Origin of the sequence: Shewanella sp. SM71 (assembly GCF_025653905.1) — a bacterium.
Classification (GTDB): domain Bacteria; phylum Pseudomonadota; class Gammaproteobacteria; order Enterobacterales; family Shewanellaceae; genus Shewanella; species Shewanella oncorhynchi.
Window position 1 is genome coordinate 1 of the sequence record NZ_JAKKRW010000014.1, and the last position, 26,950, is coordinate 26,950.

At 44.6% G+C, this 26,950-nt stretch carries 25 protein-coding genes and 1 riboswitch; of the genes, 10 read left to right on the plus strand and 15 right to left on the minus strand.

Annotated features, from left to right (window positions below; genetic code table 11):
* Positions 1-241: integrase core domain-containing protein (locus L5L97_RS14270; RefSeq protein ID WP_263148716.1), on the plus strand; the 241-nt coding region annotated here is incomplete at its 5' end.
* Between the two features lie 40 nt (positions 242-281).
* Here the strand turns inward: L5L97_RS14270 and L5L97_RS14275 are convergent.
* Together L5L97_RS14275 and L5L97_RS14280 are read right to left on the minus strand one after the other, a co-directional pair.
* Positions 282-539, minus strand: a complete 258-nt coding sequence (locus tag L5L97_RS14275) for a hypothetical protein (protein ID WP_105250225.1) — start codon at positions 537-539, stop codon at positions 282-284.
* Between the two features lie 79 nt (positions 540-618).
* Complete coding sequence (locus L5L97_RS14280; RefSeq protein WP_263182490.1) at positions 619-2,415, minus strand: ABCB family ABC transporter ATP-binding protein/permease; 1,797 nt, start codon at positions 2,413-2,415, stop codon at positions 619-621.
* 472 nt (positions 2,416-2,887) lie between these two features.
* Between L5L97_RS14280 and L5L97_RS14285 the strand changes: the two genes are divergently transcribed.
* On the plus strand, positions 2,888-3,064 hold the full coding sequence (locus L5L97_RS14285; protein ID WP_105250227.1) for a hypothetical protein: 177 nt from the start codon (positions 2,888-2,890) through the stop codon (positions 3,062-3,064).
* 103 nt (positions 3,065-3,167) lie between these two features.
* Here L5L97_RS14285 and aroG read toward each other — a convergent pair whose 3' ends face one another.
* The 5 genes from aroG to L5L97_RS14310 form a co-directional block, all read right to left on the minus strand.
* Positions 3,168-4,223, minus strand: a complete 1,056-nt coding sequence (gene aroG, locus L5L97_RS14290) for a 3-deoxy-7-phosphoheptulonate synthase AroG (protein ID WP_131525191.1) — start codon at positions 4,221-4,223, stop codon at positions 3,168-3,170.
* 351 nt (positions 4,224-4,574) lie between these two features.
* A complete protein-coding gene (locus tag L5L97_RS14295; protein ID WP_263182493.1) occupies positions 4,575-5,768 on the minus strand; it encodes a tetratricopeptide repeat protein in 1,194 nt (397 codons plus the stop codon).
* A 128-nt stretch (positions 5,769-5,896) separates the two neighbouring features.
* Positions 5,897-6,235 carry a hypothetical protein gene (locus L5L97_RS14300; protein WP_263182496.1) on the minus strand — a complete coding sequence of 113 codons (339 nt, stop codon included), beginning with the start codon at positions 6,233-6,235 and terminating at the stop codon, positions 5,897-5,899.
* Between the two features lie 178 nt (positions 6,236-6,413).
* Complete coding sequence (locus tag L5L97_RS14305; protein WP_028761801.1) at positions 6,414-7,664, minus strand: ammonium transporter; 1,251 nt, start codon at positions 7,662-7,664, stop codon at positions 6,414-6,416.
* 10 nt (positions 7,665-7,674) lie between these two features.
* Positions 7,675-8,013, minus strand: coding sequence for a P-II family nitrogen regulator (locus L5L97_RS14310; RefSeq protein ID WP_028761800.1), 339 nt, complete (start codon positions 8,011-8,013; stop codon positions 7,675-7,677).
* Positions 8,014-8,357: 344 nt separating this feature from the next.
* Between L5L97_RS14310 and L5L97_RS14315 the strand changes: the two genes are divergently transcribed.
* Entirely contained in the window at positions 8,358-8,900 is a 543-nt protein-coding gene (locus L5L97_RS14315; RefSeq protein WP_263139709.1) for a hydrolase, read from the plus strand.
* Between the two features lie 154 nt (positions 8,901-9,054).
* On the opposite strand, the gene nrfA is transcribed toward L5L97_RS14315, so the two are convergent.
* On the minus strand, positions 9,055-10,458 hold the full coding sequence (gene nrfA, locus L5L97_RS14320) for an ammonia-forming nitrite reductase cytochrome c552 subunit (RefSeq protein ID WP_263139711.1): 1,404 nt from the start codon (positions 10,456-10,458) through the stop codon (positions 9,055-9,057).
* A 225-nt stretch (positions 10,459-10,683) separates the two neighbouring features.
* On the opposite strand from nrfA, the gene narQ reads away from it, so the two are divergent.
* On the plus strand, positions 10,684-12,519 hold the full coding sequence (gene narQ / locus L5L97_RS14325; RefSeq protein ID WP_263139712.1) for a nitrate/nitrite two-component system sensor histidine kinase NarQ: 1,836 nt from the start codon (positions 10,684-10,686) through the stop codon (positions 12,517-12,519).
* Positions 12,512-13,141, plus strand: coding sequence for a response regulator (locus L5L97_RS14330; protein ID WP_105250232.1), 630 nt, complete (start codon positions 12,512-12,514; stop codon positions 13,139-13,141). Before narQ ends, L5L97_RS14330 begins: the two co-directional genes overlap by 8 nt.
* Before the next feature lie 91 nt (positions 13,142-13,232).
* Here L5L97_RS14330 and L5L97_RS14335 read toward each other — a convergent pair whose 3' ends face one another.
* On the minus strand, positions 13,233-13,607 hold the full coding sequence (locus L5L97_RS14335) for a YacL family protein (RefSeq protein WP_263139714.1): 375 nt from the start codon (positions 13,605-13,607) through the stop codon (positions 13,233-13,235).
* A gap of 196 nt (positions 13,608-13,803) precedes the next feature.
* Here L5L97_RS14335 and L5L97_RS14340 point away from each other — a divergent pair, with 196 nt between their 5' ends.
* Complete coding sequence (locus L5L97_RS14340; protein WP_131525184.1) at positions 13,804-14,769, plus strand: zinc transporter ZntB; 966 nt, start codon at positions 13,804-13,806, stop codon at positions 14,767-14,769.
* A gap of 102 nt (positions 14,770-14,871) precedes the next feature.
* On the opposite strand, the gene L5L97_RS14345 is transcribed toward L5L97_RS14340, so the two are convergent.
* From L5L97_RS14345 to L5L97_RS14355, 3 genes are all read right to left on the minus strand, one after another.
* Positions 14,872-15,993: a succinylglutamate desuccinylase/aspartoacylase family protein gene (locus L5L97_RS14345; protein WP_263182498.1), complete on the minus strand. Its 1,122-nt coding sequence runs from the start codon at positions 15,991-15,993 to the stop codon at positions 14,872-14,874.
* A 1-nt stretch (position 15,994) separates the two neighbouring features.
* Positions 15,995-17,350 (minus strand): lysine-sensitive aspartokinase 3, encoded by a 1,356-nt coding sequence (gene lysC / locus L5L97_RS14350; protein WP_263139718.1) that lies wholly within the window; start codon positions 17,348-17,350, stop codon positions 15,995-15,997.
* Between the two features lie 150 nt (positions 17,351-17,500).
* Positions 17,501-17,675, minus strand: a riboswitch (Lysine riboswitch).
* Between the two features lie 100 nt (positions 17,676-17,775).
* Positions 17,776-18,210: a DUF3293 domain-containing protein gene (locus L5L97_RS14355; RefSeq protein WP_168824631.1), complete on the minus strand. Its 435-nt coding sequence runs from the start codon at positions 18,208-18,210 to the stop codon at positions 17,776-17,778.
* Positions 18,211-18,798: 588 nt separating this feature from the next.
* Between L5L97_RS14355 and arcA the strand changes: the two genes are divergently transcribed.
* Positions 18,799-19,515: a two-component system response regulator ArcA gene (gene arcA / locus L5L97_RS14360; protein ID WP_006080127.1), complete on the plus strand. Its 717-nt coding sequence runs from the start codon at positions 18,799-18,801 to the stop codon at positions 19,513-19,515.
* Positions 19,516-19,605: 90 nt separating this feature from the next.
* Here arcA and L5L97_RS14365 read toward each other — a convergent pair whose 3' ends face one another.
* Positions 19,606-21,930: a S9 family peptidase gene (locus L5L97_RS14365; protein WP_263182501.1), complete on the minus strand. Its 2,325-nt coding sequence runs from the start codon at positions 21,928-21,930 to the stop codon at positions 19,606-19,608.
* Positions 21,931-22,196: 266 nt separating this feature from the next.
* Here L5L97_RS14365 and L5L97_RS14370 point away from each other — a divergent pair, with 266 nt between their 5' ends.
* A complete protein-coding gene (locus L5L97_RS14370) occupies positions 22,197-23,192 on the plus strand; it encodes a class 1 fructose-bisphosphatase (protein WP_263182503.1) in 996 nt (331 codons plus the stop codon).
* A 277-nt stretch (positions 23,193-23,469) separates the two neighbouring features.
* Positions 23,470-24,219, plus strand: coding sequence for a hypothetical protein (locus tag L5L97_RS14375; RefSeq protein WP_263182505.1), 750 nt, complete (start codon positions 23,470-23,472; stop codon positions 24,217-24,219).
* Between the two features lie 601 nt (positions 24,220-24,820).
* On the opposite strand, the gene L5L97_RS14380 is transcribed toward L5L97_RS14375, so the two are convergent.
* Positions 24,821-25,168, minus strand: a complete 348-nt coding sequence (locus L5L97_RS14380; protein ID WP_105250242.1) for a BON domain-containing protein — start codon at positions 25,166-25,168, stop codon at positions 24,821-24,823.
* A 218-nt stretch (positions 25,169-25,386) separates the two neighbouring features.
* Positions 25,387-25,956, minus strand: coding sequence for a DUF7010 family protein (locus L5L97_RS14385; RefSeq protein ID WP_131525496.1), 570 nt, complete (start codon positions 25,954-25,956; stop codon positions 25,387-25,389).
* A gap of 395 nt (positions 25,957-26,351) precedes the next feature.
* On the opposite strand from L5L97_RS14385, the gene L5L97_RS14390 reads away from it, so the two are divergent.
* Positions 26,352-26,843 carry a TIGR00645 family protein gene (locus L5L97_RS14390; protein ID WP_105250244.1) on the plus strand — a complete coding sequence of 164 codons (492 nt, stop codon included), beginning with the start codon at positions 26,352-26,354 and terminating at the stop codon, positions 26,841-26,843.
* The last annotated feature ends 107 nt before the right edge of the window (positions 26,844-26,950 follow it).

Here is a 26,950-nt window from a genome sequence, read left to right on the forward strand (position 1 = left end):
GAGTCGCCGCGGGAATTGTTGGGATAACGCACCAATGGAGCGTTTCTTTAGAAGTTTGAAATCTGAGTGGATACCCGCCAATGGTTATGGGAATTTTACAGAAGCAGATAAAGAGATCACAAATTACATCACTGGATATTACAGTGAGACCAGACCCCATCAATATAATGGTGGGTTAACGCCAAATGAGTCAGAACGTTTATATTGGAATGACTCTAAAATCGTGGCCAATTTTACTTGACCACTACACACCTAAACTGTACTAAAGCACTAGCGAACACCTAACGCATACCCATAAAGTCACTTGTCGGCGCGTTCATATCGCGGATCACACCTGCCAGCACCATTTCTGGATTGACTTTAGCCAAGGTAAGTCGCCGAGTTGTAACCAACAGGCCCGCGTTCAACTCAGCATGAATGCGTTGCAATGAATCATAATCAACACCACGTTTTTTCAATGTCGCCATGATGGCATACCAATCAGTGGCGACTTTTTCTTCTTTGCCTTCAATATTAGCTCTCAGTGTAATATTTTCCATGCCAGATCTCTTCCGATTGATGTGTTGGCATTGAGTATAGAGAGCCGAAGCTGAATAAAGACTGAACTGTATTGCGCTATTAACTGCTCAGAGGAGTATGTTGTTGCTCATTTTGTATCCGCCATAATTTGGCATAGAGACCATTTGCCAACAGCAAAGTCTGATGATTACCTTGCTCAACTATTTCTCCTTGGCTTAATACGACTATTTGATCGGCATCGACTATGGTCGATAACCTATGAGCCACCACTAGGCTAGTGTGCCCCTTAGCGACTTCCCGCAGTGCCGACAAAATAGCTTGCTCGGAGCGACTATCGAGTGAAGATGTCGCCTCATCAAACACCAGCACTGGCGAGCCCTTCAAAATGGCCCTTGCTATCGCGACCCGCTGTTTTTCTCCGCCAGAGAGTTTTAAGCCGCGCTCACCCACCTTTGTGTCCCAACCAAGGGCAAGTGATGCAATAAATTGCTCTAAGTGCGCCAGTTTTATCGCGTTACGCACCTCTTCATCCGTCGCGCTTGGGCGACCATAACGTATATTTTCGACTAATGAATCGTTAAATAGCACAGTATCCTGCGGCACGATAGCGATGGCACGCCGCAGCGCATCTTGCGTGAGATGGCGGATATCTTGTCCATCGATTTTAATCGCACCTTGGTCCACATCGTAAAATCGAAATAGCAGTTTAATCAGGGTCGATTTACCTGCACCACTATCACCTACAACAGCCACCTTTTTACCGGCTTCAACCTTAAAGCTCACGTCCCGCAGAATTTGCCGCTCATCGTAGCTAAAATTAACATTTTCAAATATCAACTCACCCTTAGTGGGTTGAAAATCGAGTGCTTGGGGTAAGTCGACTATCATAGGATGTTTATCAAGTAGGCTAAACATGCGCTCAATATTGGCTAACGCGCCGCGAATTTCGCGATACACAAAACCTAAGAAGTTAAGGGGTAAAAAGAGCTGCATCATAAACGCATTAATCAACACAAAATCACCTAAGGTCATATCGCCATAAGTAACTCTGTATGCCGCCAACGCCATCATAGCCGTCATCGCCAAAGCGATAATGACAGCTTGTCCACCATTGAGCGCAAACAAAGATAAGCGGTTTTTACGTTTGGCGACTTCCCACTGTTCAAGCGCTTGGTCATAGCGCTGCGACTCATACTTTTCATTATTAAAATACTTCACCGTTTCATAGTTCAGCAAGCTGTCGATGGCGCGGGTATTCGATAACGAGTCAGCCTTGGCCGCATCACGTACATACTCAGTACGCCATTCGGTCGCGACCACAGAAAAAATAATATAAGCCAGCACAGCAACAAAAGTGATAGCCGCAAACGCAATGCCGTAGTTATAAAAGAAAATGCCGATCACCATGACAATTTCGAGCAAGGTTGGCACTATGTTGAACACCATAAAACGCATGAGGAAACTCACGCCGCTGGTGCCGCGTTCAATATCGCGGGATAGGCCGCCGGTTTTGCGCTCTAGATGAAAGTCGAGGTCCAGTCGGTGTAAATGGTCGAATACTGCTAAGCCTAAACGGCGGATCGCCCGCTCGGTTACGCGGCCAAACAAGGTATCGCGGATCTCCCCCGTAATCGCCGTTAGTAAACGTACCGCGCCATAGGCCAACACTAATCCTACGGGCACACTGAGGGCTTGCGCAGTTTTATCGGCATCTAAGGTGTCGACCAAATGCTTCAGAATAAAAGGCAGAGCCACGCTGGTCAGCTTAGCGATGATGAGGCATGACATCGCCAACGCAATACGGCCTTTGTATTCCAATAAGTAAGGCCAAAGCAGTTTCATGACGTGCCAGTTTAATTTATCGACTGGACCTTCAAAATATAACGTTGGGCGCATAAGACATAACCTTGAATGAGTTATGCCAATTGTAACAGTTCACACCGAACATAAGCTAAGCGAAACTAGCAAAGTCTGAATAAAATCAATCAGATTTTCCTGACAGACAAATAGACTTATTCACGACATACTCAGCTGCTATTTTGATTGCATTTAAAGTCAAAACATCATACTTACGCATTACACTGGCGTATTCACAATAAATGAATTTATACTGATTTGTGTTCAGGCATGTACCGTTTTACTTAACCTCAGAGCCGTATGTAGGAGGATAAGAGTGCAATGGAAGAAGACTTGGCACAGAGTTGCTGCTGTTGATTATTTTTGCAGTTTTGCCCAAAATGCCATGGAGGCGGTTATACAAATCAATAGAATTTGTTAACCTCTACGCGCTAGATTTTGCGATTCATACGCCCAAGTTCTAGCGAGAACATTAAGACAAACAAATTAAATTAAGATCAAAGGAAGCTTTATGTTGGATTCCGCTAAAGTTCAATACCCGCCATTACCACTGATCCAAACTTGGGTGTGGATGATGATCGAATCAGGCAATCCAGAGATACAAGATAAAGGTAGAAACAACCTTATTGCCGCCTTTGGTAGCTTAGCCAAAGCAAATGAATACATTGTTGAAATAAGCAATAAATAGATAAAACAAAGGCGCCGGGATAGCGCCTTTGTTTTTACTTAACCCGCAATCGTTAACGGCTAACTCAGGTATAGTTGCGGTTTATGTTCGCTCGAGCAGATAATTAAACCTGACGGCGTTCGATAATGCTTTGGTTCAAAATGGCTAACAGACGCTCGGTATCATCCCAACCAATACACGCATCGGTAATACTCTGCCCATAGCATAACTCTTGACCTTCAATAAGATCTTGACGACCTTCCACTAAATGGCTTTCTACCATAACACCAAAAATAGCAGTATTTCCCGCCGCCACTTGACCAGCTACATCTTCAGCAACCACTAACTGACGTTGATACTCTTTACTACTATTAGCATGGCTAAAGTCGATCATGATGTTGTCGGCAAGCTTTGCTTTTAACAATTGCTGGCTAATCTCAGTGACATGCGGCGCGCTATAATTGGGCTCGCGGCCACCCCGTAAAATAATGTGGCAATCAGGATTGCCCTTAGTCGAAACGATCGCCGAATGGCCCAACTTAGTCACAGATAAAAAATGGTGTGGTGCATTGGCAGCACCTATCGCATCAATAGCAACTTTAATCGTGCCATCAGTACCATTTTTAAAACCGACCGGACAAGAAAGACCCGAGGCTAACTCTCTGTGTACTTGAGATTCTGTCGTACGGGCACCAATGGCTCCCCAGCACATTAAATCAGCCATATATTGTGGGGTGATCATGTCAAGAAACTCACCCGCAGTTGGCATACCGCTGTCGTTCAAATCCACTAATAATTTACGGGCGGTGCGTAAACCATCATTGAGTTTAAAGCTGTTATCCATGTAAGGATCGTTAATCAGCCCCTTCCAACCCACTGTGGTTCTTGGTTTTTCAAAATACACTCGCATCACAATTTCGAGTTGATCTTTATAACGTTCACGCAGTGAGACCAAACGCTGTCCATATTCCAACGCAGCTTTGGGATCGTGGATAGAACAAGGCCCAATCACCACTAATAGACGATCATCAGACTTAGCCAGAATATTATGGATACTATTACGCGCATTAAACACAGTCGCAGAGGCTTTTTCGGAAGCAGGAAATCGTTCAAGAATCGCGATAGGTGGAAGTAACTCTTTTACTTCTTTAATGCGAACATCATCATTTTGGTAATACATAATTTTACTGCTCCAACGCTGGTGTTTTAGGCTATTTCTATCGCTGCGATAAGGGATCTCAACTGCAATACTGAGTTCAATTTATCGAGTCTCAGGCGCCAATGCAACCAAGTTGTCTCCATTTCAAAAAATCAAATATAACTTATTGTTTTAATATATTTAAAAAAAATCAAAATTCAAATATGCCAGCTAACTCACAGCCTTGATGAACAAAATCGAATATGGCGGATAAAAAGGAATAAACATATTTGCTGCAAGTGTATTTAGGCGCCCTATGTTAGCAAGCAAAGATGTTTACCCGTAATAAGCTTAATTGATGGCCAGCTCTCTATAGAAAAGAGCGGGCAAATGCTAATGCTGTAACATGACTTGTAACTTGCTCTGATAGCGTTGACGCTCTGACTCATCTCGGCTCAAAGCCAAGGCTTTATCCATATTCAGTTTGGCACGCTTTTCGTCCCCCAGCGCCCAGTAGGTTTTAGATAAACCGAAGAAGAACTCATGACGATAATCCGCTTTTGCCAACGCCCTTTGATACCAAGCCAAGGCTTCATCGTATTGATGCTCATCATAGGCTTGCTGCCCCATGTCATAGTAATAATAGGGATTACGTATTCGCGCTAATTCAAGCACTTTATTAATTTCGGCCCATTCATCAAGCCGCCCCAGCTCCCCTAAAATCAAGGCTAAGTTATAAAGCGTTGTCAGATTTTTCGCATCAAACTTGAGTGCATAGCGATAAACCTGTTCGGCCCGCTTTTCATCACCTTTATGCCGGTAAATAATGGCGAGCGTGTTGAGTGAAGGAACAAACTGGCCGACTTTTAAACCCACTTTAATCAAGGCATAGGCCCTGTCTAAATCACCGTTCACTAAAGACTCTGCCGCCATATTGTTGTAAAACATGCTGATTAAGGTCTGCCGATCCACTTGGGTTTTACCGTATCCCCGTAGAGCTCGCTCTGGCATAAAGTCCACTAAAACTGCGGTAGATGACACATAAACTGAATGTGCGTTTTCAGGTGGAAGTAAGCGTAAATTCACATGCCCATTGATTAAATAGAAATCACCTTGCTTATCCCATACCGGTTCTATCGCAATATCTTGATACTCAGCACTCACATTCAATATGTCCGCTAACGCAGAAGTCATGACCACTAAAGACATGCAATTACCCGCCCTTTGGGCATAGGTTTCACGGGCAATTTGGGTCAGATTATCTTTATATCGAAAATCAATGTTAGCGCTATTGGTTTGACTCGCATTGATATAACTAGCTAACCATTCATTGGCTAACATGTTGTTATTGTGTGACAAAGTGTATATCCCATAGCGACGTTTTACGTCTGTCACGACCTCGGGTGGCAGATAAAAAATATCCGCAACAGAAGGAATATCGGCCACAGGGGTAAACAGTGAATCGGCAAGTAACGACTCAAGATCCGACGGATTAGGCTCAATGGTCGTCGAGCTACAAGCAAACAATTGACTGAATACAACGCTCAAGATCGTACTCAAGTATACGGCTCGGAATAGTTTCGACATACGTCCTCCCACACCATTAGCTCCTATTTGAGCTTATTACAAATGGCGAAAAAGACGACATAAAATGGTTACAAAAAAATGATAATCGCGATCGATTGAAAATAATCGCAAATAATTTAACGAATTAACTATTGCGAAGGTCGGTCAACTTCTATGTATAACTCACGCTGCTGATAAAGATACGGCCGATAGTTATGCTCTCCACAGGTAAAATGTCGATAGGGTTTCATGACCGTAACGCAACCTGAGGGTAAAGCCTGCAGAATTTGGATTTGCTGCTGGCGACGAAGCGACTCCTGCCATTCAAAATCCTTGAGCACTTGATCACGCACGGCAAAGGCATCGACAGGCTCACTTGAGCGATTAACGATCACTTCTCCTGCAAAGGCAGAAACCGATATCCAGCCAGAAATGACGATAAGACTTAGTCGCGAAAATTGACCTATTGTTTTTATATTCAAGCTCATAGAACACTCCTTAATTTATGCAAGAAAACAGAATTGCTCAGTAATTAAGCTTATGACCCTGTGCTAAAACTTCAATCACAGTGATTACCCATAAAAAAGCAGAGCCTAGGCTCTGCTTCACTATCCCTCGATCCAAGCTAAGCATCAAGGTGAATCACGCGTTAATGTTCAAGTTTAATCAGCCCGCATTTTTGACAGTAACAAACTCAGGATAGGCATCAATACCGCAGTCAGAAGCATCCATACCGTTGTATTCTTCTTCCTCAGTCACACGGATCCCCATGGTTATCTTAATCACATACCAGACAGCAAATGACGAGCAGAACACCCAAGTGAAAATGATCGCTGCCCCCGTCAACTGTCCGGTAATAGTTGCATTGGCATTGGATAATGGCACACACATTAAGCCGAGGAAACCAGCCACACCGTGTACTGAAATCGCACCGACGGGATCGTCGATCTTAATGCGATCTAAGCCCACAATCGAGAACACCACCACGCCGCCCGCCACTAAACCAATCACACCCGCCATTAACAATGAAGGCGAGAGAGGATCTGCCGTAATCGCCACTAATCCAGCCAAAATACCGTTAAGGATCATGGTCAAATCCGCTTTACCCCAAATCATCTTACACACGATAAGCGCAGAGATAGCACCAAAAGCCGCTGCAGTATTGGTATTCACAAACACTTTCGCCACTGAGCTTGCATTCGCCGCATCCGACACCATTAATTGCGATCCGCCGTTAAAGCCAAACCAGCCCATCCACAGAATAAACATACCTAAGGTTGCCATTGGCAAGTTAGAGCCTGGAATAGGATTCACTTGGCCATTAGGCCCGTATTTACCCTTACGCGCACCGAGCAATATCACGCCAGCAATCGCCGCGGTCGCCCCCGTCATATGCACAATACCGCTACCAGCAAAGTCTACAAAGCCCAGTTTAGCGATAAAACCTTGGCCCCAAGTCCAATAACCTTCTACTGGATAGATAACCGCTGTCATCACCACAGAGAAGAACAAGAAAGCCCACAACTTCATCCGTTCCGCCACAGCACCAGAGACAATTGACATCGCCGTTGCCACAAATACAACTTGGAAGAAGAAGTCAGATTCTAATGCATGGCTCGCATCTGCTGATTGCGAACCAATTAAGGTGCCAATTGACGGTAACCAGCCACCTTCAGTGTTATCCACATACATGATGTTATAGCCAACCAACAGATACATCACACAGGCAATCGCGTACAGCACAACGTTCTTAGTTAAAATTTCAGTGGTATTTTTAGAGCGAACTAAACCCGCTTCTAACATAGCGAATCCCGCCGCCATCCACATGACTAAAGCACCAGAAATCAAAAAGTAAAAGGTATCGAGTGCAAAGCGTAGTTCAGTGACTGTGCCGCCTAATTTCGTTAATTCTTCCATTGTCAGCCCCTTATAGCGCTTCAGTATCAAGTTCACCCGTACGGATACGGATAGCATGTTCTAAATCAACGACGAAGATCTTACCGTCACCAATTTTCCCCGTATGGGCCGCAGTGGTAATCGCCTCAATCAACATGTCGAGATTTTCAGCCTTAGTGGCAATTTCTAGTTTTACTTTTGGCAAAAAATCCACCTGATACTCGGCGCCGCGATACAACTCTGTATGCCCTTTCTGACGGCCAAAACCTTTCACTTCGGTCACCGTCATGCCCTCAATACCAATTCCGGCGATAGCTTCACGGACATCATCCAACTTAAACGGCTTGATGATAGCGCTGACTAGTTTCATCCTGACCTCCAAAAAAACGCGATTGTTATTAACTTGTATCAAAGGTAATTCAATCATTAGGCCAACAATTTAATCTATTGATTATTATTGGTTTAAATTGTTTAACACTATTTTTTAAGGTTAAAAACGCACCATAATCGAGCACGAACTGGTGCGATGCACTCTTTTAGTGAGCAGTTTAAGTGCGACAGCTATTCGACCTTAGGCCTATTGGTAACAAGGTTAAATTAGGGTCTACTGGGGGAAGCGTAAATCGAGATGAAATCTGAGCATCACAACACAAGCTCTTAGACAAAAGCGAAGATCATCACTAAGACAATCATCAAGCGCAGAAGGAAGGCCCGATGTTAAAACCAGAAGAATGTGTTCTCGTTATCGTCGATGTGCAAGGAAAACTTGCACAAATCATGGATAACAGTGACAAGCTGCATCAACAACTACAGACCTTAATCCAAGGCGCACAATTATTTGAAATTCCAATACTGTGGTTAGAACAACTACCCGATAAACTCGGAGCAACTAGCACTGAGCTGCAAACCTTACTTGCGAAAACCAGCTCACCCATTGCTAAGCAGCATTTTAGCGGCTGGCACTGTGACGCGTTTGCAAAGGCATTAACTAAGACGAATCGCAAACACGTCATAGTCGCGGGTATTGAAACCCATGTGTGTGTTTACCAAACCTGTTGTGACCTTATCGAGCAGCAATATTCGGTGCATTTAGTCGCCGATTGCGTATCGTCACGCAGTGCTGAGAATAAACAACTTGGGATCCAAATGATGACGGCCAGGGGCGCCCTATTAACTAACGTGGAATCGCTATTATTTGAATTACAACATCAAGCCCAAGGCGAGCGATTTAGGGCGTTATTAAAACTGATCAAATAGCGATTTAGCCCGTGGTATTCACTCGGCCAGCATGATCAACGCCTGACATTACTCGATATTTTTTCCATAAAAAAGCCCCCGCTGAGTCAGCGAGGGCTTTTGTTTGCATGAGGGGTTAGCTCATATTGAAAACTCAACCGCGATTGATTAAAACCTACTTATAAGTGGCTTCGCGTTTTTTCGCTTCTTCATCCCACTTAGGTAACATGTCTTTCTTAAATGCTTCTTTCTCTGCATTCATTTTATCCATGTCCATACCTAATGCTGCTTGTGCCTTAGCTTTGGTAGAGATATCAGGAATCGCAACAGGATCTGTGATGCCTTTTTTACCGAGTAATTGCGCTAACTTCACACGAGCATCAGCAGCTTTACTTACCGAAGTTCCCAGAATACGCAATGCTTCATCCGGTGCGTGAGCTGCAACACCATGGGAAGCAATCGCTAAATCCCAACGCCATTGTGAGTGGCGGATATCTGTCAGTATGGGTTTCATTTCTTCTTCAGTGGCGCCAGCTTTCCACGCAGCCTCTGCTTCAAAGTGTGCTTTGACTAATTGCTCTTCCGCTTTCAACTTCATTTCTTTAACTTTGGCTTTACGCTCATTAGTCACGCCAACCAAAAACTCTTTAGTCTGGCTATGGCAAGTTGCACAGGTTTCTTCAAAACGGTCGAATGGATTGCCCACTTTATGATCAGTAAACTTCTTACCTTCAGCACTGGTCACTTTTGGCATGTGACAGTCAACGCAACTTACATTATTCATGCCGTGAATACCCATTTTCCAAGTTTCATACTCTGGATGCTGGGCTTTTAACATTGGTGTCTTAGAAAGGGCGTGTGTCCAATCAGAAAATTGGATTGAGTCATAGTAGACTTCCATTTTTTCAACTGTTGTACCCATATCCCAAGGGAATTTAACAAAATTCTTTTTGTCGTCAGTTTTCTCAAAATAATACTCAACGTGGCACTGAGCACATACCATTGATTCTTTATCTTGTTTAGACGCTTTGCTAAAAGGTGTACCTATAGCTTCAAAAGCACGGTCTGCATAAGGGCGTGAAATACGTAACTTTGGAGAGCTTTTTTCATGGCAATCACCACAACCAATGGTATTTGTCACTTCAGGGCCACCCTTTGACCACTTACCTTTGAAGTAACCATCTTCGCCTTGCTCTTCAATCAAGCGAGGTACGTCAGGGCTCTTACAGCTCCAACATGCCATCGGCATAGGACCATCTTCCGCATTAGCGGGTGCACCTGTACGTAGCGTGTTGCGCACGTCAGTTACCGCATACATGTGGCCGCGTGGTGCATTATAATCTTTAGCAAAACCATAACCCGCCCATAAGATCACCATATTAGGATCTTGTGCAAGTGCATCCACTAGTTCTTCACTTTTAGCGGTATCATGCCAGCTACTGTATTGATTCTTAAATTTATCTTTATAAACTTCGTTGCGAGGCTCTGTTTTATCACTCGCCATTGCGCCCGCAGCCATGAAGCTGGCGGCAACCAGTGCACTCAGTGCAAAGGACTTACCTGTCATCTTCTTCATCATCTCATCTCCGTGTTGCATTATTGTTGTAAATCACGACATCTCCATGGTCAAACTTAGTGATTTAACCCTGCTAAAAATATACCTCTTAGGGGGTATCTAGGTTGAAGTTTGCGCTAGATCAAAATGTAAAGGTGTTGTTGTTCACATTTCTATACTTTTGTTAATGTATTACATTATTTTCTAATGTAAAAACCACTGCAAAGTGCCATAACAGCGGCCATCAAAATGAACAGCGGATTAATGAAACGAGGTAGTCTAACCTCAAAAATCTTAGGATTAATGTTAGTACTTATTCTGCTCTCTAGTAGTTTATCGACTTTTGCTATCATCAATTTGTCCTACAGCTTAGGCGACGCCAAGGCGATTAATGCCTCAGGGTCGCTGAGGATGCAAAGCTATCGGTTAATGTTTTACGCCAACTCAGGCAGCGATGCTGCGCAGGATAAAATCACCGAATTCGAAAATACGCTCTATTCCGACACGTTAAAGCCCTCGGAAAGTTGGTTTAGTCCGCCAGAAATTGCCGCTCAATATCAGCTTGTCATCGATAAATGGCTGGTGATGAAACACTACATAGAACAAGAAAACTCCCGCGATTATGTCGCCTCACTGAAGGACTTTGTTGATACCATAGATTTACTGGTGCTAGAGATGGAGCACTACGCCGCCTTTAAACTCAGGCTCCTTGCCGCCAGCCAAATATTAGGCTTAGGCGTCATGCTCATTATCGCTTTTGTGGCCGTGCGTTTTACAAAGAAGAAAGTGGTGATCCCACTGCAAAAACTGATGGAGTCGGCGAATACCATTTCTAAAGGTAATTTTGAAATTGAAATGCCCGAGACCGAATACATTGAACTTACAGCGCTGACCCATGCCCTACAAAAAACGGCGAAGGAACTCGCGACGCTTTATGGCAACTTAGAATCGCAGGTAGCAGAAAAAACCTTAGCGCTGACAAGGGCCAACAACGAGCTGGCATTCTTATATGATAACCTACTGACATTAAACGCGAATAAACTCGATTATAAGGCGCTCAAGGCGGCGCTGAATCAGTTAAAAGGCTATGAATCACTCGACTACCTAAGACTCATTATCCAGTATCCCGAGCAAGAGCTTGAAGTGATTGAGGCCGATGGCGGCTGGCCAGATATGACTCAAGAGAGCACCCGTTTTCCACTGCAATTTGAGCAGGCTAATTTAGGCTATTTAGAGTTAATTGCCGCTCAAACACCCAATATCGCCTTGTTTAACAATTTCGCAATTATGCTGACGCGCTCAATCGTGATCCACAATGCCACAGAGCAAAGACAGCAACTGGCGCTAATGGAGGAACGTGGCGTAATTGCCCGAGAGCTGCACGACTCTTTAGGTCAAGTGCTATCTTTCCTAAAAATCCAAATTAGCTTATTACGCAAAAACTTAGATTGCAGTTGCCGCAGTCCAATCGTTGAGGCGCAGCTAACCGAAATCAACGAAGGTGTAAGCACTGCCTACGTGCAGCTCAGGGAGTTACTATCCACCTTTAGGCTCACAATTAAAGAACCCGATCTAAAAAGTGCTTTAGAGGCTATGCTTGAGCAACTCAGGACAAAGACGAATATAAAGATAACCTTAGACTATAAACTTGCGCCACAATGGCTAGAGGCAAAGCAACACATCCACATACTGCAGATCACGCGAGAAGCGACGTTAAACGCCATCAAACACGCTGAGGCCAGCCTCATTAACATCCATTGCTATAAGGATGACGAGGGTATGGTCAATATTGATGTTTGTGATAACGGCATAGGTATTGGACATTTAAAAGAACGAGATCAACATTTTGGCATAGGTATAATGCATGAACGAGCCAGTAAGCTTTCAGGTAAAGTCGTGTTCAGCGACAATGATTTAAAGAAATTTAAACCTGCTATGACAACCACGACTGAGCAAGGATGCAATGCACAAGACGACGCACTCAAACCTAACAGCCCATTAAACCTTGTGCACCACAGCAAAGGGTCAAGTGGCACTAGAGTGACGCTTATTTTCCCATCTCAACAGGAGCCTTCAAATGGGTAAACCTTATTCCGTACTGGTGGTCGATGACCATCCCCTCTTGCGCAAAGGCATCTGCCAGCTCATCGCTTCAGATCCTGACTTCAGCCTATTTGGCGAAGCCGGTAGTGGTTTAGACGCATTAACCGCAGTGGTCACCGATGAACCCGACATCATATTGCTCGATCTGAATATGAAAGGCATGACAGGCCTAGATACCCTCAACGCCATGCGCCAAGAAGGTGTTACCTCACGCATAGTAATTCTCACCGTTTCCGATGCAAAACAGGATGTTATCCGTTTACTTCGTGCTGGAGCCGACGGCTATTTGCTCAAAGATACTGAGCCAGATTTGCTGCTCGAAAAACTCAAAAATGCCATGCTTGGCCACAGGGTGATCAGCGATGAAGTCGAAGAATACCTTTACGAACTTAAAGATGCGACCGATGAACAAGAATGGATTTCGAGCCTAACCCCAAGGGAGCTGCAAATTCTACAGCAACTGGCGGAAGGCTTAAGTAATCGCATGATTTCAGAGCATTTACACATTAGTGAGGGCACAGTTAAAGTGCACGTGAAAAACCTACTGCGTAAAGCCAATGCTAAATCGAGAACCGAAATGGCGGTGCGCTACCTTAATAATTAAAGATACGAAAATGAGCTTGGTATCGCGAAAACAATAAAGGCAATCCCATGATTGCCTTTATGTTTTTATCAAATAGAGATTAAATAAATGATTACAAACCTTTCTCAATAAATTGCTGCCAACTCAATAGCGCCAGCTCAAAATCCTCTAGGCCACAATAAGCTTCTGACTCAGCATCATAGAGTGACATAGCCTCTTCCAATTCATATTCTTGCTCAAAACCTAAGGCATTGGCAAAGACTCGGGCCTGTTCACGCTCTAACTCTAAGGTAAAATCATTACCAACAAGACGCCATGAACCTCGTTTATCGGCTTGAATTTCTTTTATCACACCCAACACTTGCTGAATTTTAGCTAACTCAGTCCCTAATTCTTCCGTAAACCATTGCCCAAGCACTTCATGATCCATGCTAAAGCTAGCCAAAAAAGTGCCAGTTAAACTGTTACGCCGAAATTCGTATTCCATTTTATTGTCTCTTTGATCTAAGCCTACTAATGCTAATTTTAACCTATCCTTGGCTAAGTTGCTTGCATCCCTCAGCACATCAAATTTATGTCAATTTACGTTTTTCTCATGTCGTTAAGCATAAGTACTGACTTCATTTTCATGACAAAATCAGTTAGTTTGTTTGGATGATTTTGAAAGTTAAATGGAATGCGATATGCACGAAGGGTTTATCTACAGTTTAGTGCTCAGCGGCGCCCAAGCGGGTTCCACCTTGAGCCTAGAACAGATCGAAAAATGGGATCCTCAGGATGGCCTACTCTGGTTACACCTTCGCTATCGCAATAAAAAGGCACGCCACTGGATACTCAATAGCGGTCTGCCTAAGGTCGAAAGTGATGCCCTACTCGCCCAAGACACTCGTCCCCGCGCTGTGATTACAGGTGAAGGCATATTACTCGCATTACGCGGCGTTAACCTCAACCCCAATTCTGCTCCCGAAGACATGGTGGCTGTGCGTATCTATGCCGATAAACAGCGGATCATTTCCACCTGCGATCGCGAGTTACAGTCGGTCAAAGATGTCGCCGAGTTGATCCTTGAGGGAAATGGGCCTACAACTACGGGGGACTTTATCGTCGCAATCTGCGAGCGACTGACCAATCGTAAAGTCGAGTTTATTGATAAATTGGAAGAACAGCTCTCTGATTTAGAAGAACTAGTCGTCTCAGGCAATGTGAAAGATTTACGTACCGATATCGCCGAACTGCGCCGTCAAACTGTAGCCATTCGCCGCTATTTAGCCCCACAGCGCGAAGCATTCTCGAAAATGATTTCCGAGCAATTCAGCCTATTTAAAGATACTGAGCGACTCAAGCTAAGGGAAACAAACGATAAACTTATCCGCACCATTGAAGATCTCGATGCCCTGCGCGATAGAGCCAATGTGACTCAAGAAGAATTACTCAGTCAGCAGTCGGAGCAACTCAACAAACGCTTATACTTCTTATCCTTAGTGTCAGCAATCTTCTTACCGTTGGGCTTTTTAACAGGCTTACTTGGGGTCAATATTGGCGGGATACCGGGCGCGGACAACACTTGGGCCTTCGCCACCTTCTGCGGCATATTAATCTCACTCGTCGCCCTGCAAATGGCGCTGTTTTATCGATTTAAGTGGTTATAGCCACCTTAACACAACAAAGCCAATCAATTAGGATTGGCGTTGTTTTCGTTCATTCTTATAAGCTGAATGTTATGAGCTAATGCTTATGCTCTAAGCGGGCGATTATGTCGTTGGCAACTCAAACACAGTGGTCATCACTTTATAAAGCTCAGTTCCTTGGTGCACTGACGCCGAAGCAAAGTGCAAAATCGGCACGCAGTCCTGCGGCAAACTGACCGTTTTTAGCTCATCCGCCGTACCGTATAAATCCATTCGCAGCAAATTCACTAAGGGCTGCCCCGCAGCCAATGGCTCACCCACAGGTGCAAGGTATTCCACTAAGCCAGAACTTGGCGCGTGATACTTTTTATAGTCTTTAAGGTAACAACCAAAGCGCGACATTTTAGCAGGCGCAACGGTTTCAGCTATTACGCCTCGGTGGCTTAAATACGCCAAAATCCCTTGAGCATCAACCAACGCATCCTCAAGACAGACACGCTCTTGACTCGCCAATTCTAAGGTTAACGCTGACACTGCAACCCCTAAATCGCGCCCTTGAGATTTTGCAAAATCACTCAATTGCCACCAAGGACAAAACGCCGCCTCATCCATGGCGCCACCAAAGGCATTGGGGATAATGAGCGTATAAGGGATCGACAAAAACTGCGCAGCAGCTAAGTCATATTCAGGACAATACAAGTGCTTACAGGATTTAGGACCTGTATGTAGATCGAGCACTATATCCGCGCTGTGGGCCATAATCTGCAGATTAACCGCGAGCCGATGGCCAGTAGTAATGCCCCATTCATGACGCAATTTTTGCTGACAAGCTTCAACCAAAGTACTGCGATAGGCTTGGATCAGTTCGCTATCACTCAGCTTGGCATGTTCCCCATACCAAGTCGGCAAATCGATTGCATGATTCAAATACTCACGATTCCAGTTCGCGCCTGTAATAGGATCAAATCGGCCAAGGGTAAACTCACCACTTTTTTGGTTGATCCCGAGTGGATTGGCCAATGGCACTAAGGTGATTTCGCCGCGGATGTCACAGTGTTCAAGCTGCTTCATCAACTGATAAATCACCGCATTACCTTGAACTTCAGCACCGTGGACATTGGCCTGAATATACACTTTGGGGCCAGTCGCCTTATCGTCACTCGGTTTGAAATGGTAGATAGGCAAAGTAAGTGCTTGCCCTGCGGCAAGCTCCCCGATTTGCAGAGACGATGTTGTCGGCAACATACTAAACGCCTTCGAACAGATTTTGATGCAGCGATTTAACCACTTGCGCCGCTTCCGATTCGGCCACTAACACACACAGATTATGTGGGCTGGCACCTTGGCAAATCATCCGAACATTGTGTGGTTCTAACACTTCAAATACACGGCGACAAATACCCGGCGTCGTCGCAATACGATTACCGATAATCGCCACTAAGGCCAATCCATCTTCAACTCGCACACGACAATGCTGTGATAATTCTTGCAGCAATGCCTCACTCAACAGACCTTGACCACTTGAATCTGAACCGGTTTTATCGAGGGTTAGAGACACATTCACTTCTGATGTGGTAATCAAATCCACACTGATCTTATGTCGCGCTAATGTCGCAAAGGTTTCCGCTAAAAAGCCCTGCGCATGCAGCATTTGCAAGCTGTGAAGATTTAACAGGGTTTGATCGCGGCGCAAAGCCACAGCACGGAATACGGGCGCATCTTCCACTTGATGACGGATCCAAGTCCCGCCTTTTTCAGGCTCTTTACTTGAACCCACAAACACTTGAATTTGCTGACGAACGGCAGGAAGAATAGTCGCAGGATGCAATACCTTGGCACCAAAGGTCGCCATCTCGGCGGCTTCATTGAAACTGATCTCGGCAATCGGAAAAGCATTGGGCGCAAGGCGCGGATCGGTTGTATAAATCCCAGCGACATCGGTCCAAATTTCGACCGCTGAGGCGCGTAGCGCTTCGGCTAACAACGCAGCAGAATAATCACTACCGCCGCGACCTAACGTGGTCGTTTGACCGGCGTCATCGGCACCGATAAAGCCTTGCGTGACAATCACTTGTTCCGCTAACAGTGGCTGTAGATAATCACGAGCTAGAGTCGCAATCTGCTCGACCTGAGGTTCGGCGCGGCCAAAGTGGCTGTCAGTACGTAACACTCGGCGCACATCAAAGGCACTTGAGTTGACACCTTTCTCACGGATCACCGCCGAAAACAACGCTGAAGAACATTGCTCACCGAGGGACAACAACTCATCCATGGTCGCTTTGCTGCGTTGTGATGCAAGCGCTTCACTCAATACCGACATACGACTCAATAATTTATCTAATGCGGCGGCCACATCGTTAGGACGACCGAGCTTATCTAAAATCGCATATTGAATTTGGGCAATTTGTTTTAATCGCTGTAATCGGCCATCGTCGTTGATCGATTCTTGGGTCAATTCCACTAGTAGATTCGTCACGCCGCTCGAAGCGCTGACCACGACTAAACGACAATGAGGATTAGCTAACACTATATCGGCACAGCGATTCATAGCGTTATAGTCGGCGACTGAGGTGCCACCAAATTTTGCAACAACGAGGGACATTAGCGCACCTCCGTGAAACACGTAGGGCAACAAATAAATGCAGATTGAATAAGATATTGAATAACTAACATGATCACACTCCGAACTGACTTCGTTCGAAGAGCCTGGTGCTCAATGATAACGCACCCCAAAAGAAGGGAAACAGCAATCGTCACCAGAAGCTCTCCACCAATTACAGGTGACAATCGTCAGGATTCAGCCTGAGCGACCGACATAAACATGCAGCAACCATATCTATGCCTCGGCGTTAATCTCCCTCATCAGTCATCGCTGGAGTTTGTGCTCCTCTGACCGACTACCTAGTTAACGCTCCTCTTCTGTTCCTTTCCTAGGAAAGGGACGAAAAAAGTAGCAATAAACCCCTAATGAAGTCAATGCTAATTTCATAACAAATGAACAATTTAAATAAAATCTTTTGAAAACAACTAAGTGTTCAAATCGGGTAGCTCGTATACCAGCTGCACATAATCTCTAAATTTACCTAAACACACTTCATCATGTCCATCCAAGGTGCAAGGCACTAAGCTCACATCCCCTTGTTCGACAACATAAATCGCATATTGATTAAATTTCTTACCCAATTGCAATGCCATCGTTCTATCGATAAACACGGCCCAACTTTTTTCCATGTGGGATAAATCCGGTGCTGCGCCCACTAAAGCACGATAAGGGCTACCGAGTAATTCAATTTCACGGAGAAGTTGGCGATCGAGTAAACGGTTTTGGCTAGGAGAGAGAAGCTTTGAAGCGGGATTATGAGCGGTAATAACAGCAAAGGAAAAATCACAGGATAATGCTTGAGTCAGCAAAAACAACGGCGCTTGGTAACATTGCCACAAATTTTGAGTCGTATTGTCCATTGGTAGTCTAGTCGAAAAATGAACCCAAGCTAGTGTAGCAGAGTGATTGTAAAATCCAAAGAGGCGTGAACTGGCTCACAGGAATAAGAAATACATTAGTTATACTAATCAATAGCTAAAGTAAATATCATGGTAAAAACCCCTGCTCACCTAAAATTTGTTAACATTTCATTTGTTAACAAATGACTAAAACGAGTACAATGTACGTACTGGTGAGTTGAAACAGATTGAGCAAGATGCTTATCGTTCAATACAGTTTGTTACATATATCGCTTAAAGTAACGTGAACTGACCGGGCATCTGTTTAAAATCTGTTCTACATTTGATTTGTCTTTTAAACATTTAAAAAAAACAATAGTTAAGGAACTTATTCTAACTATTGCTTATCGAAGTTGGTACTGATTACGTTTTCTCGTATTACACTTAAACGTGCACTTAATCTACATCCAGATATAGATGTCACCGTAAAGATTTTCCTTTTGAGCACAAAGCAGTTCAAGGAAGTATCAACGCTTTTATGAATATAAGAGCCCGAAGTAAGTTGCTCTTATTGGTTAGTATAAACTGATTAAAATTTAGGTAAATAATATGCAAAATCCGCACATTCTGATCGTTGAAGATGAAGCCGTTACCCGTAACACGCTGAGAAGTATTTTCGAGGCAGAAGGGTATGTGGTAACTGAGGCCAATGATGGCGCAGAAATGCATAAGGCTATGCAGGAAAACAAAATTAACTTGGTCGTTATGGACATTAACTTGCCAGGTAAGAATGGTCTATTGTTGGCACGTGAACTACGTGAAATCAACAACATCGGTCTTATCTTCCTGACAGGTCGTGACAACGAAGTCGACAAAATTCTTGGACTTGAAATTGGCGCGGACGATTATATTACCAAGCCGTTCAACCCACGTGAATTAACGATTCGTGCTCGTAACCTTCTGACTCGTGTCAACAGCGCTGGCGCTGAAGTCGAAGAAAAGAGCTCAGTAGAATACTACCGCTTCAATGATTGGAGCTTAGAGATCAACAGCCGTTCATTAGTGAGCCCACAGGGTGAATCTTACAAACTGCCACGTAGCGAGTTCCGCGCTATGCTGCACTTTGTTGAAAACCCAGGCAAAATTTTGACTCGTGCCGATCTACTGATGAAAATGACTGGCCGTGAACTTAAGCCACACGATCGTACTGTAGACGTGACTATCCGTCGTATCCGTAAGCATTTCGAAAGCTTGCCAGATACGCCAGAAATCATCGCGACTATTCACGGTGAAGGCTATCGTTTTTGCGGTAACTTAGAAGGCTAATCGCCCGCTAAGCGACATCCGCATTAATTGGTTTGATAAGAATCGATTCACAAAAAACCAGATCCTAGGATCTGGTTTTTTTTATGCCTGCTATTTGGCGTTTTTCAACTGCCTATCGAGGAAATCGGCCAGTGAGCGATATAAGTGATTACGCACTTTCTCGCCACGCATCGAATGTTTAGATCCAGGATAATCGATCATCTGGAACAGTTTGCCCTCATCCTGCAACGCCTTATAAACCCGAGTGCTGTTTTCAAACAAGACGTTATCATCGGCCATGCCGTGATACATCAACAAACCCGCTTGATAGTTTTTCACATAAGGGAACACACTGCTGGCTTCATAACCTTTTTCATTCCCCTCAGGATGGGCTAAGTAACGCTCAGTATAATGGGTGTCATACAAGCGCCAGTCGGTTACAGGTGCGCCAGAAATCGCGGCTTTAAAGTAATCTGGCGCCTTAAATAGACTCATCAAGGCCATGTAACCACCGTAGCTGTGGCCGTAAATTGCTACATTATCGGCATCGACAAATGGCAGACTCCGTAAATAGTCCACTCCCACTTTTTGATCCTTGACTTCAACTTCGCCCAAGTGACGATAAATCACTTGCTCAAACTTTGTGCCCCTGTGGGCGCTGCCGCGGTTATCTAATTGGAATACTACGTACCCTTGTTGCACAAGATACTGGGTAAAGTAGTCCTGCTCGCTCCAACTGTTGGTCACTAACTGGGCGTGCGGCCCACCGTAAACCCGCACAACGACAGGGTATTTCTTGCTCGCATCAAACGGCACAGGTTTGAATAAACGGGTTTGTAACACTTGGCCATCTTCGGCTTTCAGTTCACCAAATTCAGGGAGTTGCCACAGACCCGCATAGTCATATAAAGGATGGCCTTGCTTGACTTCATTTTGCTCAACCCAAGCCAGTTGCTGGCCCTTGTCACCGTGTAAACTGATTTGCGGTGGCTGAGATAAGCTATTGAAATAATCCAGATACACACTTTGATTGTCGGCAAACACAGGATCGTGCATGCCCGCTTGCTTGCTTACCCGCTCAACCTTGCCACCCGCTAAAGGCACGCGATAAAGTTGTTTCTCGATTGGCGTATCTTTGCGGCCAGTGAAATATACCCAACCAGCGGTTTCATCTATGTATTCCAACGCATCGACAGCCCACTCGCCCTGAGTCAATTGCGTTTTAAGTTTGCCTTTTAAGTCAAAAAGATACAGATGATTAAAGCCGTCACGCTCAGATGCCCAAATAAAAGCCGATTGCTGTTTTAAAAAGTGCAGATCGTTATTAAGGTTCACCCAAGCGTTACTGCGTTCTTTCACTAAGGTTTTTGGCTTAGCCAGTGAATCTAACGCCACCAGTTGCAAATCTAGCTGATGTTGATCGCGGCTCTGCCACTGGAACGACAAATGTTTGCTATCGGGCAACCAATCGACCCGCGGCAGGTAAATATCTTTGCTCTTGTCTGCACTATTCTCTTCGCTATGATCTTCGCGCAACTTCACCCAATTGATAGCCTTATCTTTTAACGTGACCACACCGAGGGCGATGTCGACATTGTTTTTGCCGGCATAGGGATAGCGCTGCTCAGTAAGTTTAATACCGTCAGCATAGATTTCGTTACGGGTTACTTGCTCGACACCGGACTCATCAATACGAGTAAATGCGATGGCCGATTCATCGGGCGCCCACCAATAACCCGTCATGCGATCCATTTCCTCCTGAGCGACAAACTCGGCCATGGCATTCTTAATCGCCCCGCCGCCATCGGTTGTCATAGCTTGGAGTTTTTTGGTCGCCAGATCTAACACATACAGATTTTGATCCCGCACGAAAGACACAAAATGTCCCTTGGGTGATAGGCGCGCATCTGTGGCAAACCCTTCGCCAATGGGAAGTTGGCTGACTCTGTTATCCACTAATGAAAAATAATACAGATTACCAGCAGCCGGAATTAATAGCGCTTGGCTATCATCGGCCCAGAAGTACTCCATAATGCCTTCGCCATAAATACGTTGGCGTTCGCGGCGGGCCTTTTCTTCATCGGATAATTCATTGCTTGCCAACTTATCGGCATTGAGCAATAGGCTAGATTTGCCCGTCTTTACATCCATCTGCCAGAGATCATAAAAGTTTTGATTGTCTTTACGGCCCGCAAGATAAGTGACGCGCTGACCATCGGGTGACAGTTTCAAACCACGAGGACTGGTGCCCGCTAATGCGGGCGAGGCATTCATTCGCTCAATCGTCAGTGGCAGTTTGCCGCCTTCCATTGCAAAAGCTGGGGTAATTGAAAACATAGCTGTCGAAATCATGGCCATTTGGCTCGCTATCAGTAGGGGAACGGCGCGCACCTTAAGTGAGCACGCAGGAAACCAAGTTAACCTATTTTTAATCATTATTATTCCTTGGAAACATAATCGCCTAAGATGTCAGCGATTAAAAACAAGCCGACATTGTGCCAGAGGCAAACCCTAAATAGAAATAGCATGCAATATGCCGATACAAATTAGGCCCTTGCGCCAAGCTCAATCCAAATAATCCCAAAAAGCCTTAATATTCGCTAAAAGCATCAGCAACATCGCTGAAATTGTCGACTAACTGAGTTATCATTCGCGGCAAATAACGAAATTGACCTCATTGTTGAACCTCTAAAGGACATAACATGCAGACTCTGGCCCAGTACCTGACCTCACAGGCAGTGAACGACTCCCTCTCCCACCTAATTTTAACCTTAGCCGACACCTCAAAAGCCATTAGCCATGCCGTTCGCCACGGTGCACTTGCGGGCGTGTTAGGCGCGACCGAGCAAGAAAACGTCCAAGGTGAAACCCAGAAAAAACTGGATATCATCACCAACGACATGCTCAAAGATGCCTTAAAAGCTGACGGTACAGTGCGCGGTTTAGCGTCGGAAGAAGAAGATCATGTGGTTGAAGTCAGCCAAAATGGTCAATATCTGGTGTGTTTCGATCCACTAGATGGCTCATCTAATATAGATATCAACTCGTTAGTCGGCACCATTTTCTCCGTCCTGCCCGCGCCTGCTGGCGAGCTGACTGAAACCAGCTTTTTACAATCTGGCCGCGCACAATTAGCCGCAGGTTATGTACTTTATGGTCCATCAACCATGCTGGCATTAACCACAGGCCAAGGCGTGCAACTCTTTACTTTGCACCCAGAAACCAATGAGTTTTTACTGACTAACGCCGCCATGAGCATTAGCCCAGATACCCAAGAGTTTGCCATTAACATGTCGAACCAACGTTTTTGGGAAGCGCCAATGCAGACCTATATTGCCGATTTACTGCTCGGTAAAATTGGCCCACGCGAAAAATCATTCAACATGCGCTGGATTGCGGCCATGGTTGGCGATGTACACCGCGTGCTATCCCGTGGTGGTATTTTCACTTACCCAACCGACAATAAAGATCCTAAAAAACCGTACAAACTGCGCTTGATGTACGAAGCCAACCCAATGGCTTTCTTAGTCGAACAAGCTGGCGGTAAAGCCTCAACGGGTTATGAAACCATTTTAGATATTCAACCAACACAAATTCACCAACGTGTTGCCGTCATCCTAGGCAGTAGCAACGAAGTCGACGCTTGCCTGAGCTACCACGGTATTGATTACAGCGAAGAGCCAAACCCAGAAGTTTAGTTCTTGCGTTGTTAACGCTTAAACTAAAAAGCCACTGATCACAGTGGCTTTTTTAGTATTTATACGGCCTTACGGCCGAGAAAGTCGTGGGGCTTCCCCCACACCCGACCAAAAGGGAAAAACGCCTATTCCCCTTTTGGAAATCCCCCGGCGACCCTAGCGAAGTTACATGCATTAGATACTAGCTTCATGCTTATTCAAAAATCGCTAACGCTTCCGATGGGGCGTCCATTCCCCCCGAAAGCTACAGTGTAGTTGTAGTGGTCAAGTAAAATTTTTGAGTCTTCTCCAAAAAGATAAACAGCACGAGGTAGAGAAGGGGCATATTTTACAAAACACTCTTCATTCATTTCTATATCACATTGAAACTGAAGACAAATTAGTTTATCTACTTAAAAACTTTAGTTCTTTCAGCCTTAAGTTTGACGAGGCTTATCAGGCATACTCCGTTGGGTTTTTATTTGATAAATTGCGCGAGGAATACGAAGAACGCTATAGAGACTATATGGTTAAAATTAATGATTTGGTAAGTGCATCGCTAGCAAAATCACTTGCAATACCAGCTACCATATTTTTAACATCAACCCGAACACAGGCTGTTGCTACATCTGGTACAAGTGCCAGACCCGACGAAATTATAGCAGCTAATGCTGGTATAGGGCTGGTAGCACTTATTGTGTCAGTTGTCTTCTCAATGATGATTATATCTGAGCTACAATCCATAACATCGATTAAAGCTGAATATGAAAGCTTAATGGCTAGGCTTGAGAAGAAGAGTACGGAAGCCTTTAATGCCATTACAATTTTACGAAAAAACCTACGAAAGAAACTAAGCTATGCGAAGATAGTCTTAGTATCGTTAATATTATTCTCTATAACTCATGCTGTAATCTCTTTGCTATGGGTTGCATCTAGAACCGAGGGATGGACTTTCTCCTATCCAATTACAGAGTCCATTGCATTTATATGCAAATGGAGCCGAGATTTGTTGGAAATAGTAGTAACCCTATTGGGTCAATATCTTTAGGTATAAGCCGCCCCTTTCACTTAACGTACTAACAAAAAACGTCTAAATCACAGAAGTTCACCTCCCCTGCGAAGTTGCCGCGGGGCGTTGGAATAAATTGTGTGAGTCCGGACATGGATGTCCGGCTAGCTTTCGTAGGTACAGGGACGTTGCCTTCGGAAGCGATAGCAATTTATCCATAAGACCAAGGCTAGTATCTAATGGCATGTAACTTCGCTAGGGGCGTCTTGGAGAATCCAAGGAGGATGGGACGAGCAGTCCTCCTTGGTCGGGTGTGGGGTGAAGCCCCACGACCTTGATTCACCTCGGCCGTAAGGCCACAAAGCCAAAAGCTACGTAGCAAGTGCGAAATGTGGCGCAAAGAAAGTCACGACAGGTACAAACTCCAAAGCACAAATTTGCCACAGCAGCCGCAAGGCCAGCGTGAGTGACCATAGCTGGACTCACACATTTATAAATCAAGAAGCCAACGCCCCGCAGCATGGTTGGCGGGGATTGGTATTTTGTGGCATAAGCGGTGAATTAAAGCCAGATAAGAGCTGCCGCTCCTGTTTGTCGTCTGTCAATTGAATACATCAAACAGGCGGCTTTACTGACATTGCTATTTTACTTCCAACCGATTATTTACCGAGTGCACACCAGAGGTCGCTGCCGTCACCCGTTCAGCTTGGTCTTTCTGAGCTTGGCTATTTACATTGCCGGAAATGGTGACATCGCCCTTGCGGGTTTCTATCTGAATATCTAAATTTTGTAGCTGCTGATCAGCGATCAACGCAGTATTAACTGCTGTGGCAATTTTAATATCATCACCAGTACCATCCTCGGTTGTTACAGTTAAGTCTGGTGTACCTGTTTGAGTATTCACATTGCCACTATCACAACCGTTAAGCAGCAAACTACCAACGAGTACAACACCAGCGGTAACGAACGTAAGTTTCATGGTTTGCATTATAAGCTCCTTCACACTGCAAAAAGTGCAGGGTAATAACCATAATGCAATAACGCCAGTTTGAGCTCTGTGCGCTGGCAGACATACAAATCGATCTAGGGCGAGATCACCTTGTTAGACTCTTGATTAAGCGTCAGGGCTGAAGCCCCACGACTTTGATGCACCTCGGCCATTAGGCCGCAAAGCCAAAATCTACACAATAACCCAAAGATAACCCCCTAATTGCTAGCACACAGATTTTGCTGAATCTTCCAACGGCGCTGCATCACGGGAATTGAAAAACCATAACAAAACACCACGATTAGAGGCTGAATTTGAAAGCTCAGCTCGGGCCAGAGCATGAAAGCTGCAACACAGGCTAAGGTGCGCACTATCGCATGCACTATGGCCACCTTTTGCGCTGCTAAAACACCGTGGACTAACCACATTAAACCTGTTTGCACCGCAAGGGCGAAAGGCAAGGCCAGATAATTTTCCATAAAAAAGGGAATACTGATGCTAAAGGTTAAAAAACTCATCCCCATCGCAGCGAGAAACACAGTCTCAAACCAATTACGCTCAGCGCTTTTCTTAAACGAGATATTCTCGCCCGTCAGCCGCGAAATGCCCATGGCAAGGTAGATAATAGAACCAGTACCGATAAAGACCGCCATCACCAACTGCGAAGGAGGTAATACAAAGCTCAATACAAACAATAAGCTCCACACAATCATGCCGGATAAAGGCATAGCTAAAGCACGTTGTTGACGATATTCGATTAATTGTTGGTCCAGTGATTTATGTTGCATGATTAAGCCTCCTTGTTTAGATGACTTAAGTATCTGCGTAAAATCTCCATCACGGCAGTGTGAGTTGTCAGCAATCTAGGATGACAAATGTCACTTCCTTCATCAAAGCCCTAAAATGCCGAGAAAAATGATCATCCATGGCTGAATTTGCTTGGTATTAGGTTGAAAAAAGCGACGATCAGACATATCAAAGGCAGAGCAAATTAAACGATGTGGCGCCACTAACACCCAAATAGGGTTAAATAACTACAGAGGTTACAAAAAAAACACAATAACAGCATATAACTCACGCCCTTGTGATTGGGTAATAGCGCGCATAAAGTGCATTATGTTACTGTTTTAGTCATTAGTGACTCGATTTTTTACCGTATTTTAGATAAAGGGTTTAATGGATTATGGAACAAATATTTGAAAAATTAATGTATGCATCGCGCTGGATTATGGCGCCAATTTATTTGGGACTCAGCTTTGTTTTATTGGGCTTAGGCATTAAATTCTTCCAAGAGATCTTCCATATTCTGCCGATCATTTTTGAAATGACTGAAGTGGATTTAGTGCTGGTGACCCTGTCCTTGATTGATATCACCCTCGTGGGCGGCCTGATTGTGATGGTGATGTTTTCTGGCTACGAGAATTTTGTCTCGCAGCTGGATGTGGGCGAAGACAGTGAGAAGCTAAGTTGGCTGGGTAAATTAGATTCTGGCTCACTGAAAAACAAAGTGGCGGCGTCGATTGTGGCGATTTCGTCTATTCACCTACTGAAAATCTTTATGGATGTGAAGAATATCGATAACGACAAAATCATGTGGTATCTGTTAATACACATCACCTTTGTATTATCAGCCTTTGCCATGGGCTATCTGGATAAAATTACTCGCACTAAGTAATGGGCTAACATTGTTGATGCTAACCTAGCAACACATCAATACCAGCATAGTGAATATTAAACAAAAGCCACTGTTTTCAGTGGCTTTTGTTTTTATAGAATACGACT